Below are 1,101 nucleotides of genomic sequence, written 5' to 3'. Positions count from 1 at the left end.
TGGGCACACCCAAGCCAGTTGCGACTGTATTTACCAGCGACTTGAACAAGCTTACTCATCTAAGCTGATGCAGCGCCTAGAACATGTCAGTTTGCAAAGTCCTGTTCTCCCACAGGACTTTGCCCCTACTTTTTTCAGCGTCATGCAGCGGTGTGACAAAAGTAATATGGGCTAAGCGTTTGGCTTAGCTCCTTTATCTCTGTGTTGCAATGGTTTCTTACTTTAAATCAGCGCAAAAGATTAAAGTCTGTTGTGGCACAGAGGCCAGAATCGAATTCAAAATAAGATATATAAAAGGTGATCTTGTACGTTTTAGCCTACAAACTTTTAGGGATTTTGCGGATTGGCGACTTCCTACTTTTTTCCTATGATGAGTTCATACAGGAACAGGATGTTCCGGAACACAAAACAACAATAATAGGTTCATGCACTAGGAGCGTGAGATACGACAGGAGTCATATCTAGCAACCAAATACGAAAAAGCCCAACAGGATGTTGGGCTTTTTTTATATCTGAATTTTTAGGATTTAAAAATTTCTGGGAGGCTATCTATAAGAATTTTAGGAATGTTGTTTGGATAAACAATCTCTTTTGTTTGGCTTAGCTCATCAAACGTCCACCAATGGCTTTTACTAATCACAAGTTTTTCATGTTCTGACCAGTTTGCTGTATTCACTTCTTCATTTTTAATAAAAACAATAAAGAGTCTTTCATCAGAAAGTACAACTTCCGCACTTGGTAACATCATTTCAAAATTGCGCGTTGCAACATGAGTTCCTACATTCTGCCTTACGACTCCTAACTCTTCATAAAGCTCTCGGCAAGCTGCTTGCTCGAAAGTTTCCCCTTCTTCAAGCCCACCACCGACAGTTGCCCAATGTGATTGTCCAGCTAAGGCATCATTTGTATGGGTAAATTGAAATAACAAAATTTGATGATTTTCATTAATAACTAATAGTCTTGAAGATTTTCTAATACGCATTTGATTTTTTTCTTGAAGTAACAAGGTGGCTATTATTCATATTCGCTTTGAAAAGTTAAATTATTTCTCAATGTACGTTTTAACCTACAAACTTTTAGGGATTTTGCGGATTGGCGACT

2 pseudogenes are annotated in these 1,101 nt (G+C 38.1%); one reads left to right on the top strand and one right to left on the bottom strand.

The annotated features are described in order from the left end of the window. A pseudogene (locus NL42_RS12535) lies at nucleotides 1–175 on the top strand (hypothetical protein); the annotation flags it as partial. A 345-nt stretch (nucleotides 176–520) separates the two neighbouring features. Here NL42_RS12535 and NL42_RS12530 read toward each other — a convergent pair. Next, nucleotides 521–1,022: pseudogene (locus NL42_RS12530) on the bottom strand (NUDIX hydrolase). Between the last annotated feature and the right edge of the window lie 79 nt (nucleotides 1,023–1,101).

The sequence above is a fragment of the Acinetobacter sp. GN11 genome (genome assembly GCF_054823985.1).
Note: the sequence above shows the minus strand (reverse complement) of the source record. Positions and strands in the feature narration are given on the sequence as shown.